This is a genomic window from Rhodopseudomonas palustris (assembly GCF_007005445.1).
Classification (GTDB): domain Bacteria; phylum Pseudomonadota; class Alphaproteobacteria; order Rhizobiales; family Xanthobacteraceae; genus Rhodopseudomonas; species Rhodopseudomonas palustris_G.
The window spans coordinates 3002208-3017856 of sequence record NZ_CP041387.1 but is presented as its reverse complement, the minus strand read 5'-3'; the positions used below and the strand labels follow the sequence as shown (position 1 = coordinate 3017856).

Below are 15649 nucleotides of genomic sequence, written 5' to 3'. Positions count from 1 at the left end.
ACCGCACTTCGCTACCGGAAAGCGGGATCAGAACACGCGGCTCGCAACGACCTGAGGATTCTCTAGGTCACACAGTCATATGGAACATCGCTGCACTGCTTTCAAGGTCGAATTGCGGGGTCGGCCAGGATTGGGGCACAGCGGCAGGGCAATAATTAATCAGGCAGGGCCGTGTTGTATATTTATTGAGCCGTCTGCCCGCCCGACGATCACGAAATCTGCCCATTCTTTAGCCGATCTGTTTGCTCGGATTCCGTCCAGGCCGAATTGAAGCACCCGAACAGAGCCTTAGGGGCACGGCCGGGCATGGCATAGTTCTTGCGAACACTTTGTCGCAGACGGCCGTTGGGGCCGCGCATCATGTCTGCGTCAGGGAGATCACACCTCATGGGTATTGCATCAAAGCGACTAGGCGCGACGCCGATCAGCCGCCGCAAATGGCTGGCTGCGGCGGCCGGCCTGGCTCTCGGTCTGTCGGCGTTCGGGCCGGCGAAAGCGGCGGACGACACCATCAAGGTCGGCGTCCTGCATTCGCTGTCCGGCACCATGGCGATCAGCGAGACCACGCTGAAGGACACCGTGCTGTTTCTGATCGACGAGCAGAACAAGAAGGGTGGCGTGCTCGGCAAGAAGCTCGAAGCGGTGGTGGTCGATCCGGCGTCGAACTGGCCGCTGTTCGCCGAGAAGGCTCGCGAGCTGATCACCAAGGACAAGGTTTCGGTAGTGTTCGGCTGCTGGACCTCGGTGTCGCGCAAGTCGGTGCTGCCGGTGTTCAAGGAGCTGAACTCGATCCTGTTCTATCCGGTGCAGTACGAAGGCGAGGAGAGCGAGCGCAACGTATTCTACACCGGCGCCGCGCCGAACCAGCAGGCGATCCCGGCGGTCGACTACCTCGCCAAGGAGGAAAAGGTCGAGCGCTGGGTGCTGGCCGGCACCGACTACGTCTATCCGCGCACCACCAACAAGATCCTCGAGGCCTATCTGAAGTCGAAGGGCGTCAAGTCCGAAGACATCATGATCAACTACACCCCGTTCGGTCACTCCGACTGGCAGACCATCGTCGCCGACATCAAGAAGTTCGGCTCGGCCGGCAAGAAGACCGCCGTCGTCTCGACCATCAACGGCGACGCCAACGTACCGTTCTACAAGGAGCTCGGCAACCAGGGCATCAAGGCCACCGACATCCCGGTGGTGGCGTTCTCGGTCGGCGAAGAAGAGCTCGCCGGCATCGACACCAAGCCGCTGGTTGGCCATCTCGCCGCCTGGAACTACTTCCAGTCGATCAAGACGCCGGAGAACGAGAAGTTCATCAAGGCGTGGCAGGCCTACACCAAGAACCCGAAGCGCGTCACCAACGACCCGATGGAAGCTCACGTCATCGGCTTCGACATGTGGGTGAAGGCGGTCGAGAAGGCCGGCTCGGTCGATCCGGACAAGGTGATCGACGCGCTGCCCGGCACCAAAGCGCCGAATTTGACCGGCGGCATCTCTGAAATGCTGCCGAACCACCACATCACCAAGCCGGTGTTCATCGGCGAGATCAAGGCCGACGGCCAGTTCGACGTGGTCTGGAAGACCCCGGGCCTGGTGCCGGGCGACGCCTGGTCGAAAGAGTTGGACGGCTCGAAGGACCTGATCGGCGACTGGGTGACGCTGAAGTGCGGCAACTACAACACCGTGACCAAGAAGTGCGGCGGCCAGGGCACCTGACGGTGCGCCCGATCGTCCGCTGACATCCAACAGGAGAGGGCGGCAACGCCGGTCGCGCGCCGCCCTTTCGCTCCCTCGACGCACCTTCATCCTTGCCGGGATATTTCAGTGCCTGTCACCCATCTGTCGCGCATTCTGTTTGCCGCGGTCGCGATCGCGTTCGCCACTTTGGGGAGCTTGCCGGCGCTGGCCGGTCCCTATGAGGACGCCATCGCGCAATTCGCCCGGGATTCCTTCTCAGACACCGAGGACGCGATCGGCAAGCTGGTCGCCAGTGGCAATCCGCGCGCCGCGGTGATCATCACCGCGCTGCAGGACGGCAAGCTCTACGCCGATCCGGACAGCACAGCGGCGTTCATCAAGGCCGACGACGGCAAGATCGCCAATGCGGCGACCGGCGATGCGGTCGGTGCGCTGCCGGCCAAGGCCACCGCGGTCCGGCTCAACAACAAGCTGCGCCGCGCCGTCTCCGGCGCGATGGCCGGACTGACGCTGCTGTCGCCGGACCTCGACAAGCGCATCCAGGCGGCGCAATCGGTGTTCAAGTCGCACGACGATACCATGCTGGAGACCGTCGAGGCCGCGCTGAAAGCGGAGAAGAACGCCGCCGCGAAGCAGGCGTTCGCCGAGGCGCGTGCCGCGATCCTGCTGTTCAAGCAGGGCGCCAGCGATGCCGACAAGCTCGACGCCATCGCTGTGATCAAGGCGCGCGGCGATCGGGAAGCGATGGCGCTCTTGACCGGCGTGCCGGCGGGGCAGAGCGCCGCCGTCACCAGCGGCATCGCCGCCGCCAAGGCCGCGATCGAGCGCAATCTGGCGATGTGGTCGATGGTGCAGAACGCCTGGTACGGGCTGTCGCTCGGCTCAGTGCTGCTGCTGGCCGCGATCGGGCTCGCCATCACCTTCGGCGTGATGGGCGTCATCAACATGGCGCATGGCGAGATGGTGATGCTCGGGGCCTACACCACCTTTGTGGTGCAGGAGACCATCCGCACCTCGTATCCGGCGCTGTTCGACTATTCGCTGCTGATCGCGGTGCCGCTGGCCTTTCTGGTCGCCGGCGCGATCGGCGTGCTGATCGAACGCAGCGTGATCCGCTTCCTCTATGGCCGGCCGCTCGAAACCCTGCTCGCCACCTGGGGCCTGTCGCTGATCCTGCAGCAGGCGGTGCGCACCATCTTCGGCCCGACCAACCGCGAAGTCGGCAATCCGAGCTGGATGAGCGGCGCGTTCGAACTCGGCCAGATCACCATTACCTACAACCGGCTGTGGATCCTGTGCTTCACGCTGGCGGTGTTCGTGCTGCTGCTGGCGATGCTGCGCTACACCGCGCTCGGCCTGGAAATGCGCGCGGTGACGCAGAACCGCCGGATGGCGGCATCGATGGGCATCGCCACCTCGCGGGTCGACGCGCTGACCTTCGGGCTCGGCTCCGGCATCGCCGGCATCGCCGGCGTGGCGCTGTCGCAAATCGACAACGTCAGTCCCAACCTCGGCCAGAGCTACATCATCGACAGCTTCATGGTGGTGGTGTTCGGCGGCGTCGGCAATCTGTGGGGCACGTTGGTCGGTGCGTTCTCGCTCGGCATCGCCAACAAGTTCCTCGAGCCGTTCGCCGGCGCGGTGCTGGCCAAAATCGCCATCCTGGTGCTGATCATCTTGTTCATCCAGAAACGCCCCCGCGGCCTGTTCGCGCTCAAGGGGCGGGCGGTGGAGGCATGAGGATGATGATCGCATTCAACTCATGGCTCGAGACGCGCCGCGATGCGGCGCTCCTCACCATGAGGACTTCGCTTGCTGCATGCTCTCAGCACAGCCCTCATCCTGAGGAGCGGCCGAAGGCCGCGTCTCGAAGGATGAGCTGCCGCGGAGGCCGCGTATGACCCCGCACATCCTTACCCGTTCGCTGAATCGCAGTGCGACGGCCTTCCTGCTGATCCTCGCCGCGGTCGGAATCCTGCTGCCGCTGCTCAATCTGCTGACGCCGGAAACCTCGGCGCTGCATGTGCCGACCTATCTGATCTCGCTGTTTGGCAAATACGTTTGCTACGCGCTGCTCGCACTCTCCATCGATCTGATCTGGGGCTATTGCGGCATCCTTTCGCTCGGCCACGGCGCGTTCTTCGCGCTCGGCGGCTATGCGATGGGGATGTATCTGATGCGCCAGATCGGCACCCGCGGCGTCTACGCCAATCCGGTGCTGCCGGACTTCATGGTGTTCCTGAACTACAAGGAACTGCCATGGTATTGGTACGGCTTCGACATGTTCTGGTTCGCGGCGCTGATGGTGCTGGTGGTGCCGGGGCTGCTGGCGTTCTGCTTCGGCTGGCTGGCGTTCCGCTCGCGCGTCACCGGCGTGTATCTGTCGATCATCACCCAGGCGATGACCTACGCGCTGCTGCTGGCGTTCTTCCGCAACGATTTCGGCTTCGGCGGCAACAACGGCCTGACCGATTTCAAGGACATCCTCGGCTTCAACGTCCAGGCCGACGGCACCCGCGCGGCGCTGTTCATGCTGAGCTGCCTGGCGCTGGCGATCGGCTTCCTGATCTGCCGGGCGGTGGTGACGTCGAAGCTCGGCAAGGTGCTGATCGCGATCCGCGATGCCGAGAGCCGCACGCGCTTTCTCGGCTACCGCGTCGAATCCTACAAGCTGTTCGTGTTCACGCTGTCGGCCTGCATGGCCGGCGTCGCCGGCGCGCTGTACGTGCCGCAGGTCGGCATCATCAATCCGAGCGAATTCGCCCCGGCCAATTCGATCGAGGCGGTGATCTGGGTCGCGGTCGGCGGCCGCGGCACGCTGGTCGGCGCGGCGCTCGGCGCGGTCGTGGTCAACTACGCCAAGACGGTGTTCACCTCCGGGCCGCTGGCACCGTATTGGCTGTTCATGCTCGGCGCGCTGTTCGTCGCGGTAACGCTGTTGCTGCCGAAGGGCATCATCGGCACCTTCAACGCCTGGTGGGAAGGCCGCAAGGAGAAGGGCGCTGCGCGCGACAGCGCCGCCGCTGCAGCCGCGGAAAGTGCCGCGCGCGAGGACGGCGTGATCGAACCGAAAGCCGGCGGAGCGACCTCATGAGCATGCTTGAAACCCGCTCGACCTCGGCGATGCTGTATCTCGACGGCGTCCACGTCTCGTTCGACGGCTTCCACGCCATCAACAATCTGTCGCTGACGCTCGAGCCCGGCGAGATGCGCGCGATCATCGGCCCGAACGGCGCCGGCAAGACCACGATGATGGACATCATCACCGGCAAGACCAAGCCGGACAAAGGCGAGGTGGTGTTCGACGGCACCGTCGATCTCACCAGGCTCGACGAGACCGAGATCGCCAAGCTCGGCATCGGCCGCAAATTCCAGAAGCCGACGGTGTTCGAAAGCCAGACCATTGAGGACAATCTGCTGCTGGCGCTCAATGTCGATCACCGCGTCCGCGGCACGCTGTTCTGGCGCCGGAGCAGGGACGAGAGCGACCGGATCGAGCGCGTGCTCGACATCATCCGCCTGCGCGACTCTCGCGACCGGCTCGCCGGCTCGCTGTCGCACGGCCAGAAGCAGTGGCTGGAGATCGGCATGCTGCTGGCACAGGACCCCAAGGTGCTGCTGGTCGACGAACCGGTCGCCGGCATGACCGACGTCGAGACCCAGCAGACCGCGGAGCTTTTGCGAGAGATCAACAGCCACGACAAGACCGTGATGGTGGTCGAGCACGACATGACTTTCGTCCGCGAACTCGGCGTCAAGGTGACGTGCCTGCACGAAGGCTCCGTGCTGGCCGAGGGAAGCATTGACGACGTGTCCGCGAACGAACGGGTCGTGGAAGTGTATCTGGGGCGGTGACAACTCATCCTTCGAGACGCGCCCTTCGGGCCGCTCCTCAGGATGAGGGCCTCGCCCTGAGGAGGTCCGAAGGACCGTCTCGAAGGGCGGGCGGCAAGGAAAGCGATGCAATGTTGAACGTCGACAACATCAATCTCTACTACGGCGCGGCGCAGGCGCTGCGCGGGGTATCGATCGCCGCGGAGCCCGGCAAGGTCACCTGCGTGCTCGGCCGCAACGGCGTCGGCAAGACCAGCCTACTGCGCGCGTTGGTCGGGCAGCAGCCGATCGCGTCCGGGGCGATCACCTTCGACGGCACCGACATCTCACATCTGAAGCCGTATGAGCGGGCGCGCCGCGGCATCTCGCTGGTGCCGCAGGGCCGCGAGATCTTTCCGCTGCTCACGGTCGAAGAGAATCTCAAGACCGGCTACGCACCGCTGAAGCGCGCCAACAAGTCGATCCCGGACGACGTGTTCTCGCTGTTTCCGGTACTCAACTCGATGCTGAACCGCCGCGGCGGCGATCTGTCCGGCGGTCAGCAGCAGCAGCTCGCGATCGGCCGCGCCTTGGTGATGCGGCCCAAGCTGCTGCTGCTCGACGAGCCGACCGAAGGCATCCAGCCGTCGATCATCAAGGACATCGGCCGGGCGATTTCGTATTTGCGCAATCTCGGCAACATCGCCATTGTGCTGGTCGAACAATATCTCGATTTCGCCTGCGAACTCGGCGACAGTTTCGCGGTAATGGACCGCGGCGCAGTGAAATACACCTGCGACCGCGCAAATCTGGACCCCGCCGAGATCAGCCGGCAGATGGCGCTGTGACGTTGCGCGGCGGAGCGGCCGCTGCCGAGGGGGCTATGCAGACGGACAAGGCCGCCACGGCATCGCAGACCTTCGCCGCCAATCGGGCGGTCGGCGAAGTGGCCGTCGAGGTGCGGGCGGACGGCGGCGTCATCCGGCGTGGGCCGGTGCACGAAGCCGGATCGCTCCGGGTGCGCTTTCCGTCGCCGGAGCAGCAGGGGCTGTCGGCCGTGCTGGTGAACACCGCGGGCGGCGTCGCCGGTGGCGATCGCTTCAGCATCCGCCTCGACGTTCAGGCCGATGCGCGGCTGACGCTGACCACGGCGGCGGCCGAGAAGGTGTATCGCAGCCATGGTCCGGCTGCGCAGCTCGATATCACCCTCAAGGTCGCGAGCGGCGGCCATCTGGCGTGGCTGCCGCAGGAGACCATCCTGTTCGATCAGGCCCGCGCCGAGCGACGGATCGATATCGAGCTTGCGGACGATGCTTCGCTGCTGCTGTCCGAGATGGTGATCTTCGGCCGCTCGGCGATGGGGGAGACCATGCAGCACGGCCGCTTCGTCGACCGCTGGCGGATGCGGCGCGGCGGCAAACTGGTGTTCGCCGAAACCGTGCGGCTCGATGGCGAGATCGGTGCCCTCTTGGCACGCCCTGCAGTGGCCAAAGCCGGTGTCGCGATCGGCACTGCGCTGATCGTGCCGGGCGATGCGGCGCTGGTCGAACGGCTGCGCGAGGCGGCCGATACGTTCGGCGCCGAGCTTGGGATTTCGGCGTGGAATGGGTTTGCAATGGCCCGGTTCTGCGCCCAAAATGCCGCGAAGCTGCGCGCCGACATGATGACCGTTCTCGGCCGCGCCGCCGGCCGCGCGCTGCCGCGGCTGTGGCTGAGTTGATCCCGCGTCACGTCCGAATTTCAGGCTCATTCGATCGAGTGCCTTCATGAACCTCTCCCCCCGCGAAAAGGACAAGCTGCTGGTCTCGATGGCAGCGATGGTCGCCCGCCGCCGGCTCGAGCGCGGCGTCAAGCTCAACCATCCCGAGGCGGTGGCGCTGATCACCGATTTCATCGTCGAGGGTGCGCGCGACGGCCGCAGCGTCGCCGAATTGATGCACGCCGGCGCCCAGGTGATCACGCGCGACCAGTGCATGGACGGCATCGCCGAAATGATTCACGACATCCAGGTCGAGGCGACATTTCCCGACGGCACCAAGCTCGTCACGGTGCACCAGCCGATCAGGTAGCAAACATGCGTTTCCGTCGCGTTCATCCTTCGAGACGCGCCCTGCGGGCCCTCCTCAGGATGAGGGCCGTGCGAGTCGAAGCCCTCATGGTGAGGAGCCCGGCGGCGCTCGAAGAGCGTAGTCGGGCGTCTTGAACCATGAGTTTGTAGGAGAAGGTCGATGATCCCCGGTGAACTGTTCATCGAAGACGGCGAGATCGAGCTCAACGCCGGGCGTGCCACGGTGACGCTGACGGTGGCCAACGCCGGCGACCGGCCGATCCAGGTCGGCTCTCACTATCATTTCTTCGAAACCAACCCGGCGCTGCAATTCGACCGCGACAAAGCGCGCGGCATGCGGCTCGACATCGCCGCCGGCACTGCCGTCCGCTTCGAGCCCGGCCAGAGCCGAGACGTGCAGCTCGTCGCGCTCGCCGGCCGGCGCACGATCTACGGCTTCCGCGGCGACGTGATGGGGAAACTCTGAGATGTCGGTCAAGATCTCACGTTCCGTCTATGCTGACATGTTTGGCCCGACCACCGGCGACCGCGTCCGGCTCGCCGACACCGATCTGATCATCGAGGTCGAGAGGGATCTCACCACCTACGGCGAGGAGGTGAAGTTCGGCGGCGGCAAGGTGATCCGCGACGGCATGGGGCAGTCGCAGGTGACCAACGCCGACGGCGCCGCCGATACGGTGATCACCAACGCGCTGATCGTCGACCATTGGGGTATCGTCAAGGCCGACGTCGCGCTCAAGGCCGGGATGATCGCGGCGATCGGTAAGGCCGGCAATCCAGACATCCAGCCCAATGTCGATATCGTCATCGGCCCGGGCACCGACGTGATCGCCGGCGAGGGCAAGATCCTCACCGCCGGCGGCTTCGACAGCCACATCCATTTCATCTGCCCGCAGCAGATCGAACATGCGCTGATGAGCGGCGTCACCACGATGCTCGGCGGCGGCACCGGGCCGTCGCACGGCACCTTCGCGACCACCTGCACCCCGGGCCCGTGGCATATCGGCCGGATGATTCAGTCGTTCGATGCCTTCCCGGTCAATCTCGGGATCTCCGGCAAGGGCAATGCCGCGCTGCCCGGTCCGCTGAAGGAGATGATCGAAGGCGGGGCCTGTGCGCTCAAGCTGCACGAGGACTGGGGCACGACGCCGGCGGCGATCGACAACTGCCTCACCGTCGCGGACGAATACGACATTCAGGTGATGATCCACACCGACACGCTCAACGAGTCGGGCTTTGTCGAAGACACCGTGAAGGCGTTCAAGGGCCGCACCATTCACGCCTTCCACACCGAAGGCGCCGGCGGCGGCCACGCGCCGGACATCATCAAGGTCGCTGGCCTGCCCAACGTGCTGCCGTCCTCGACCAATCCGACCCGGCCGTTCACGAAAAACACCATCGACGAGCATCTCGATATGCTGATGGTGTGCCACCATCTCGATCCGTCGATCGCGGAAGACCTCGCCTTCGCGGAGAGCCGCATCCGCAAGGAGACGATTGCCGCGGAAGACATCCTGCACGACCTCGGCGCGCTGTCGATGATGTCGTCGGATTCGCAGGCGATGGGTCGGCTCGGTGAAGTGATCATTCGCACTTGGCAGACCGCCGACAAGATGAAGAAGCAGCGCGGCGCGCTGCCGCAGGACTCTTCGCGGAATGATAACTTCCGGGTCAAACGCTACATCGCCAAGTACACCATCAACCCGGCGATCGCGCATGGTGTGTCGAAGCTGATCGGCTCGGTCGAGACTGGCAAGCTGGCCGATCTGGTGCTGTGGTCGCCGGCGTTCTTCGGCGTCAAGCCGGACTGCATCATCAAGGGCGGCAGCATCGTCGCGGGGCCGATGGGGGATCCGAACGCCTCGATCCCGACGCCGCAGCCGGTGCACTATCAGCCGATGTTCGGCGCCTTCGGCAAAGCGCTGACGGCGTCGTCGGTGGTATTCACCTCGCAGGCCGCCGCCGCCGGCAATCTCGCCCGTGATCTGGGAATCGCCAAGACGCTTTATCCGATCAGCAACGTCCGCGGCGGCATCTCCAAGAAGAGCATGATCCACAACGACGCGACGCCGAAGCTCGAAGTCGATCCCGAGACCTACGAAGTCCGAGCCGACGGTGAACTCCTGACCTGCGCGCCGGCCGAAGTGCTGCCGCTGGCGCAGCGCTACTTCATGTTCTGAGGGGCTTCTCGTTCATCAACACGGGCCTGTTGCGCGCAACCTCTCCGCCCGTCATTCCGGGGCGCCGCGAAGCGGCGAACCCGGAATCTCGATCCGCACAAACTTCGGGATTCCGGGTCTGCGCGCTGTCGCGCGCATCCCGGAATGACCGTCGCGCGGTGGTGCGGTGACGCGGTAGAGGCCCCTTTGCATCCCGGCGGCATCCGCCTAATGTCCCGCGCGCCGGCCTCATGTCCGGCCTTGCAGACACAAACCGCCGGGAGGAATATCCGTGATCTATGTCGTCGCCACTTTGACCGTGAAGCCCGAAATGCGTGCCGAACTGATCGCCGCTGCCAAAGCCTGCATCGCCGAGACGCGCAAGGAGCCCGGCAACATCGCCTACGACCTGCACGAGAGCGTCACCGAGCCGTCCAAGATGGTGTTCGTCGAGCAGTGGGAAAACGCGGAAGCGCTGGAGCCGCATCGCAAGGCCGAGCACATGAAGACGTTCGGCCGCGTCGCCGTCACCTGCTTCGCGGCGCCGCCCAAGATCGAGATCATCACGCCGGCGAACGTCGTGACCAGATAGGAGACACCATGATCCGCGCCACCGCCGTCCGCGGCCAGCATCGCTGGACCGATACCCCGGCCGACACCGTCGTGCTCGATTTCGACGAACGGCATCGCCGCCGCATGGCGATGACCGGGACGCGGGGACTGTCGTTCCTGCTCGATCTGGAGCAGGCGGTGGCGCTGCGCGGCGGCGACGCGCTGGTGCTGGAAGACGGGCGGCTGGTGGAAGTGGTCGCGGCTCCGGAGCCGCTGCTCGAGATCCGCGGGCGGGATCCCTTGCATCTGGTGCGGCTCGCCTGGCATCTCGGCAACCGCCATCTGCCGACGCAGCTGATGGCCAAAGCGCTGCGCATCCGCCGCGACCACGTCATCGCCGACATGGTCCGCGGCCTCGGCGGCAAGGTGGTGGAGATCGAAGCGCCGTTCGATCCGGAAGGCGGCGCGTACGCACCGGCGCACGACAGCGGCGAGGCGGCGCACGCGCACCACGATAATGGTCAGCATGATCATGCTCACCACGATCACCATCATGGTCACGCGCATCACGACCACGATCACGCTGATGGCGGCTGCTGCGGGCATGATCATCATGGCCACGACCATCATGTCCATGACGAGCACTGCGGCCACTCGCACAAGCATGAGCACTGAGCCGGAGGCGTCGGCGCAGCCGCTGCCGGCGGAGCAGAGCGCCGCGCTGTTCCGGCTGATGACCTGGCTATCGCCGGCGTTTCCGGTCGGCGCGTTCTCGTATTCCAGCGGCATCGAATGGGCGGTGGAGGCGGGCGACATCACCGACGCTGCGACGCTGCGCGATTGGCTCGACGCGATGCTGCAGCATGGCGCCGGGTTCTGTGACGCGGTGCTGCTCAGCCACGCCTATCGTGCGACCGAGCGCGGCGACGACGCGGGCCTGTCCGCCGTCGCCGAACTCGCCGCGGCGTTCGTCACCTCGGTGGAGCGCCAGCTCGAAACGCTGTCGCAGGGCCGCGCCTTCATCGAGATCGCCCGCAAGGCCTGGGACAGCGATGGCCTCGGCCGTGCGGTGGCGGCATGCGGCGAGGCGATCGCCTATCCGGTCGCTGTCGGTCTCGTCAGCGCCTCGCATGGCGTGCCACTGCCGGCGACGCTGCACGGCTTCCTGCATGCGGTGACGTCAAACTGGATCTCGGCCGGCGCGCGGCTGATCCCGCTCGGCCAGACCGACAGCCAGCGCGTGCTCGCAGCATTGGAGCCCGCGGTGATCGCCACCGGCAGCCGCGCGCTCGCAGCCTCACTCGACGACCTCGGCAGCGCCACCTTCCGCGCCGACCTCGCCAGCCTCCGCCACGAGACACAGTACACCCGGCTGTTTCGGTCGTAGGATTACGCCGTCATTCCGGGGCGCTTGCACAGCAAGCGAACCCGGAATCTCGAACTTGCATGCGTGTCAGATTCCGGGTTCGCGCTGCGCGCGCCCCGGAATGACCACGGTGGGGGAATGAGAACTCGCCGCAGGACGGCGAGTGATCGGAACTACCCCACCATCCGGTCGCGGCCGGCCCAGAAGCCGGCGCGCAGGACTTTCTTGTCGATCTTGCCGACGCCGGTCATCGGCAGTTCGGGGACGAACTTGACCTGTTTCGGTGCATGCGCCGAGCCCTTGCGGGTCTTCACCAGTTCGATCAGTTCGCGCTCATCGGGCTTGGTGCCTGGCTTGGCGACCACCACCGCAGTGACGGCTTCGCCCCATTTGTCGTCCGGCACGCCGACCACCGCGACCATCGCGACATCCTGATGCGTCGACAACACGTCTTCGACCTCACGCGGGAAGATGTTGAAGCCGCCGGACACGATCATGTCCTTCTTGCGGTCGAGAATGTACATGTAGCCGCGGTCGTCCTGCTTGGCGATATCGCCGGTGTGCAGCCAGCCGCTCTTCAGCGTTTCGGCGGTCTGCTCCGGGCGCTTCCAATATTCCGCCATCACGTGTGGCGCGCGCACGCAGATCTCGCCGGCCTCGCCGAGCGGCACTTCCTGATCGTTCTCATCGAGAATCCGGGCATCGCAGGCCGCGATCGGGAAGCCGCACGACAGGAACAGCTCCGGCTGCTTCGGATCGTGATCGGCCTTGCGCAGCACCGACACCGGATAGCACTCGGTCTGGCCGTAGAGCTGCGAGAACACCGGGCCAATCCGCTCGATGCCTTCGATCAGCCGCGTCGGCGACATCGGCGAGGCGCCGTACAGCACCAGATCGAGCGACGACAGATCGGTCTTGGCGAGCGACGGATGGTCGAGCAGCACATAGACCATGGTCGGCACGAACAGCGTAAAATTGATCTTCTCGCGCTCGATCGTCTGCAGTACCGCTTCGGGATCGAACCCCTTCATCATGTGGATGGTGCCGCCGCGGATCAGCGACGGCAGCACCTTGGTGCCGGCGACGTGGCTGATCGGCGCGACGGTGAGATAGCGGGGATCGAACGGGATTTCGAAATCGGCCAGGATCGCATTGGCGAAGCCGGCGTTCTCGCGATGGTGGCGCAGCGCGCCCTTCGACTTGCCGGTGGTGCCGCCGGTGTAGTTCAGCACCGCGACGTCATCGAGCCGCGCAAAGTCGCGCGCCGTGGCGCTGCCGGCCTGATCCAGCGCGATCAGCAGATCGAGTCCGTAGTCGGCACGGCCGATGGTGAAGACGTGGCGCAGGCCGGTCGCCTGGGCGGCAAGCTCGCCGCCGCGCTCCAGAAAAGCCGCAGCGTCGACGATCAGCACCGCGGCTTCGGAGTCCTCGATCTGATCGAGCTGATCCTGGCGCGAGCCGAGCGGATGCAGCCAGGTGATGGCGAAGCGGCAGAGCTGCGCCGCGACGCCGGCGCACCAGGTCTCGGCACGGTTGGCGGTAAGCAGCGCGACCCGCGTGCCGGGCGGCAGGCCGAGCCCCATGAACACCTTCTGGATACTGCCGATCATGTCGGTGGCGCCGCGATAGCTCAAGCTGCCGCCGGGCCAGGCGAACGCGGTGCGCGACGGATAGCGCGCCAGTGCCCGCAATGTCTGCGTGCTTGCGGTCGGAAAAGCGTTGAGCTCGGCAGTCATGGCGTCGTGTCTCCCTTGTCTTTGTCATCGGCTATTGGGCGTGCCAATGTTCGGCAACGACACTAGCACGGCAGACCACTGCCGATGCAAACAGAGCAGGAGGAAACTGCCGTGAAATCATCCGACCGTCTGGCGCGCTTCGGTGATCGTCTCAGTTTGCCGCTGATTGCGGCACCAATGTTTCTTGTATCGGGCGTCGATCTAGTGGCTGCGGCATGTAGTAGCGGCGTGATCGGATCGTTCCCGACGGTGAATTGCCGTACGACGGAACAACTCGGTGACTGGCTCGGCGAGATCAACCGCCGAATCGCGGCACACGAGCAGGCGAGCGGCCGGCGCGCCGCGCCGTGGTGCCCCAACCTGATCGTGCATCGCTCCAACGCGCGGCTCGCCGACGATCTGAAGCTGCTGCTGCAGCAACGGCCGGAGGTGGTGATCACCAGCGTCGGCTCGCCGCAGCCGGTGATCGCGCCGCTGCACGATGTCGGCGCGATGGTGCTGGCCGACGTTGCGAGCATCCGTCATGCCGAACGCGCGGCAGCGGCCGGCGTCGACGGCCTGGTGCTGCTCACCGCCGGTGCCGGCGGACAAACCGGGTGGCTCAATCCGTTCGCCTTCGTGCGTGCGGTGCGGCAATTCTTCGACGGCGTGATCGTGCTTGCCGGCGGCATCAGCGACGGCGTCGCGCTGCGCGCCGCGATGACGCTCGGCTGCGATCTCGGCTACATGGGCACCAAGTTCATCGCCACCGAAGAGAGCCTCGCCGACCCGCGCTACAAGGCGATGCTGGTAGAGGCGAGCGCCGACGACATCCTGCTCACCAAAGCGTTCACCGGGCTACAGACCAACATGTTGCGGCCCTCGATCGTCGCCGCCGGGCTCGACCCGGACGATCTGCCGGAGCGCGGCGGCATCGATATCGGCAAGGACATCGATGTCGGCGCACGCGAGGATCGGCCGAAGCGGTGGCGCGACATCTGGAGCGCAGGCCATTCGGCGTCCGGCATCGGCGGCATCGTGCCGATCGCCGAGCTGGTGGCGCAGACCTCGGCCGAATTCCGCAACGCGGCGTAAGCTGCGCCGGCCATCGACGGCCGTGCGGCGCCGTGGCATGCTTCGGCGATAAACAAGAACACTCTCGGGAGACTACGCCATGAGGAGCTTTCGCGTCACCGATTTCGGCAAACCGTTGAGCGAAGACAACCGGCCGACGCCGGAACTGACCGGCACGCAGGTGCTGGTGCGCGTCAAGGCCGCCGGCATCTGCCATAGCGATCTGCACATATGGGAAGGCGGGTATGAACTCGGCCACGGCCGGAAGCGGCTGTCGCTGCAGGACCGCGGCGTCGCGCTGCCGCTGACGATGGGGCACGAGACCGTCGGTGAAATCGTCGCCGCCGGTCCTGATGCCAAGGACGCCAAGATCGGCGAGGTCGCGCTGGTGTATCCGTGGATCGGTTGCGGCGAATGCGACGTCTGCAAGGCCGGCGACGAGAACATGTGCCTGAAACCGCGGTTTCTCGGCGTGTATTGCGACGGCGGCTATTCGGACGAACTGATCGTGCCGCATCCGCGCTATCTGCTCAGCCTCGATGGTCTCGATCCGGTCACCGCGGCGCCCTATGCATGCTCCGGCATCACCACTTACAGCGCGCTGAAGAAGCTCGACTTCTGCCTCGACAGCCCGATCGTGATCTTCGGCGCCGGCGGACTCGGACTGATGGCGCTGGAGCTGCTTAAAGCAATGGGCGGCAAGGGCGCCATCATGGTCGATATCGACGCAGCCAAGCGCGACGCGGCACAGAAAGCTGGCGCGCTCGGCACCGTCGACGCGGCATCGCCGGACGCGCTGGCGCAGATCGCGGCCATCGCCAAAGGTCCGGTGCGCGGCGCGCTCGATCTGGTCGGTAATCCGCAGACCGCGCAGCTCGGCTTCGATTGTCTCACCAAGGGCGGCAAGCTGGTGATCGTCGGCCTGTTCGGCGGCGGCGCGCCATGGGCGCTGCCGTTCATCCCGATGCGCGCCATCACCATCCAGGGCAGCTATGTCGGCAATCTTGCCGAGACGCAGGAATTGCTCGACCTCGTCCGCGCCAAGAAGGTGTCGCCGATCCCGGTCACCAAGGTGACCTTGCCGCAAGCCTACGACGCGCTGCTCGATCTGCAGAAGGGCAAGCTGGTCGGCCGCGCGGTGCTGACGCCGTAGGCCTCGAACATCGCCTTCGTCATTGCGAGGAGGCGAAGCCGACGAAGCAATCCAGTT

At 65.5% G+C, this 15649-nt stretch carries 15 protein-coding genes; 14 read left to right on the top strand and 1 reads right to left on the bottom strand.

Annotated elements, in window-relative coordinates:
* The first annotated feature begins 387 nt into the window (after positions 1-387).
* The 12 genes from urtA (at position 388) to FLL57_RS13765 (ending at position 11671) form a co-directional block, all read left to right on the top strand.
* The gene (gene urtA / locus FLL57_RS13820; protein ID WP_047310077.1) at positions 388-1710 is read left to right on the top strand and encodes an urea ABC transporter substrate-binding protein; all 1323 of its coding nucleotides are present in this window, start codon (positions 388-390) and stop codon (positions 1708-1710) included.
* Positions 1711-1818: 108 nt separating this feature from the next.
* Complete coding sequence (gene urtB, locus FLL57_RS13815; RefSeq protein WP_047310076.1) at positions 1819-3432, top strand: urea ABC transporter permease subunit UrtB; 1614 nt, start codon at positions 1819-1821, stop codon at positions 3430-3432.
* A 157-nt stretch (positions 3433-3589) separates the two neighbouring features.
* Positions 3590-4786 (top strand): urea ABC transporter permease subunit UrtC, encoded by a 1197-nt coding sequence (gene urtC / locus FLL57_RS13810; protein ID WP_013501448.1) that lies wholly within the window; start codon positions 3590-3592, stop codon positions 4784-4786.
* Complete coding sequence (gene urtD, locus FLL57_RS13805) at positions 4783-5547, top strand: urea ABC transporter ATP-binding protein UrtD (RefSeq protein WP_047310074.1); 765 nt, start codon at positions 4783-4785, stop codon at positions 5545-5547. Before urtC ends, urtD begins: the two co-directional genes overlap by 4 nt.
* Positions 5548-5657: 110 nt before the next feature.
* On the top strand, positions 5658-6353 hold the full coding sequence (urtE, locus tag FLL57_RS13800; RefSeq protein WP_142883173.1) for an urea ABC transporter ATP-binding subunit UrtE: 696 nt from the start codon (positions 5658-5660) through the stop codon (positions 6351-6353).
* Between the two features lie 35 nt (positions 6354-6388).
* A complete protein-coding gene (locus FLL57_RS13795) occupies positions 6389-7225 on the top strand; it encodes an urease accessory protein UreD (RefSeq protein ID WP_142883172.1) in 837 nt (278 codons plus the stop codon).
* A gap of 46 nt (positions 7226-7271) precedes the next feature.
* On the top strand, positions 7272-7574 hold the full coding sequence (locus tag FLL57_RS13790) for an urease subunit gamma (protein ID WP_011159202.1): 303 nt from the start codon (positions 7272-7274) through the stop codon (positions 7572-7574).
* 159 nt (positions 7575-7733) lie between these two features.
* Positions 7734-8039, top strand: coding sequence for an urease subunit beta (locus FLL57_RS13785; RefSeq protein ID WP_142883171.1), 306 nt, complete (start codon positions 7734-7736; stop codon positions 8037-8039).
* A 1-nt stretch (position 8040) separates the two neighbouring features.
* On the top strand, positions 8041-9753 hold the full coding sequence (gene ureC, locus FLL57_RS13780) for an urease subunit alpha (protein WP_142883170.1): 1713 nt from the start codon (positions 8041-8043) through the stop codon (positions 9751-9753).
* Between the two features lie 271 nt (positions 9754-10024).
* On the top strand, positions 10025-10324 hold the full coding sequence (locus FLL57_RS13775) for a putative quinol monooxygenase (RefSeq protein ID WP_142883169.1): 300 nt from the start codon (positions 10025-10027) through the stop codon (positions 10322-10324).
* Between the two features lie 8 nt (positions 10325-10332).
* Positions 10333-10959, top strand: a complete 627-nt coding sequence (locus tag FLL57_RS13770) for an urease accessory protein UreE (protein WP_142883168.1) — start codon at positions 10333-10335, stop codon at positions 10957-10959.
* Positions 10949-11671, top strand: coding sequence for an urease accessory protein UreF (locus FLL57_RS13765; RefSeq protein WP_013501457.1), 723 nt, complete (start codon positions 10949-10951; stop codon positions 11669-11671). Before FLL57_RS13770 ends, FLL57_RS13765 begins: the two co-directional genes overlap by 11 nt.
* A 152-nt stretch (positions 11672-11823) precedes the next feature.
* On the opposite strand, the gene FLL57_RS13760 is transcribed toward FLL57_RS13765, so the two are convergent.
* Positions 11824-13386: an AMP-binding protein gene (locus FLL57_RS13760; RefSeq protein ID WP_142883167.1), complete on the bottom strand. Its 1563-nt coding sequence runs from the start codon at positions 13384-13386 to the stop codon at positions 11824-11826.
* An 84-nt stretch (positions 13387-13470) separates the two neighbouring features.
* Here FLL57_RS13760 and FLL57_RS13755 point away from each other — a divergent pair, with 84 nt between their 5' ends.
* Positions 13471-14460: an NAD(P)H-dependent flavin oxidoreductase gene (locus tag FLL57_RS13755; RefSeq protein ID WP_185966144.1), complete on the top strand. Its 990-nt coding sequence runs from the start codon at positions 13471-13473 to the stop codon at positions 14458-14460.
* A 79-nt stretch (positions 14461-14539) separates the two neighbouring features.
* On the top strand, positions 14540-15592 hold the full coding sequence (locus FLL57_RS13750; RefSeq protein ID WP_142883165.1) for an alcohol dehydrogenase: 1053 nt from the start codon (positions 14540-14542) through the stop codon (positions 15590-15592).
* Positions 15593-15649: the final 57 nt, after the last annotated feature.